Consider the following 1,001-nt stretch of genomic DNA (forward strand, 5'->3'; position numbering starts at 1 on the left):
GGGGCTCGGCTCGTCCGTGCCCGGCGCGACCAGCTCGATGCCGATCATCAGCCCGCGTCCGCGCACCTCCCGCACGAAGTCCACGCCGGCCGCGGCCTCCCGCAGCCGCTCCATGAGCAGCGCGCCCACGCGGCGGGCGTTGCCCTGCAGATCGTGTTCCAGGAGATAGCCGAGGTTGGCCTGGCCGGCGGCCATGGTGACCGGGCTGCCGCCGAAGGTGGAGATCGAGTTGGCGTCCAGGCAGTTCATGACCTCGGCGCGGGCCACCACCCCGCCGATCGACATGCCGTTGCCGATGCCCTTGGCGAACGTCAGCATGTCCGGCGGCCCGGCGGCGCCGTGCGCCTGCCAGCCCCAGAAGTGCTCGCCCGTGCGGCCCCATCCGGTCTGCACCTCGTCGCTGATCCACAGGATGCCGCGCTCGTTCAGCACCTCGCGGAACGCGGCGAACAGCCCGTCAGGCCCGGAAGTGAACCCGCCCACGCCCTGGATGGGCTCGGCGATCAGCGCGGCGACGCCGCCGCCCGTCTGATCGAGCAGATCGCGCAGGTCGGCGACGCAGGCGTCGATGAACTCGCCGTCGGGCAGGCCGGCGAACGGCCCGCGGGACCGGACGCTGCCGTGCACGTACAGGGTCTGGAGCGGGGAGAGGCTGGTGGGTGACCAGGCGGCGTTGCCAGTGATGCCGACGGTGGAGAAGGATCGGCCGTGGTAGCTGTTGCGCATGGCCAGCACCTGGTTGGAGCGGCGATACGCGCTCGCCAGCAGCAGCGCCGTGTCGTTGGCCTCGGTGCCGGAGGTGGTGAAGAAGACCCGGGCGTCGGGGATGCCGGACAGGCCGGCCACCTTCTCGGCCAGCTCCACCATGGGCCGGTTGAGGTAGAGCGTGGAGGTGTGCAGAACCCGGCGGGCCTGATCGGTGACCGCCCTGGTCACCTCGGGCAGGGCGTGGGCGGTCATGGTGGTGAGGATGCCGCCGAAGAAGTCGAGGTAGCGGTTGC

1 protein-coding gene is annotated in these 1,001 nt (G+C 71.5%); it reads right to left on the reverse strand.

What is annotated here, in order from left to right; all coding sequences use genetic code 11:
- Positions 1-1,001, reverse strand: a 1,001-nt coding sequence (locus D7231_RS36080; protein ID WP_147449946.1) for an aspartate aminotransferase family protein, incomplete at both ends; no start/stop codon positions are given.

Origin of the sequence: Streptomyces klenkii (genome assembly GCF_003626645.1) — a bacterium.
Taxonomy (GTDB): Bacteria; Actinomycetota; Actinomycetes; order Streptomycetales; family Streptomycetaceae; genus Streptomyces; species Streptomyces klenkii.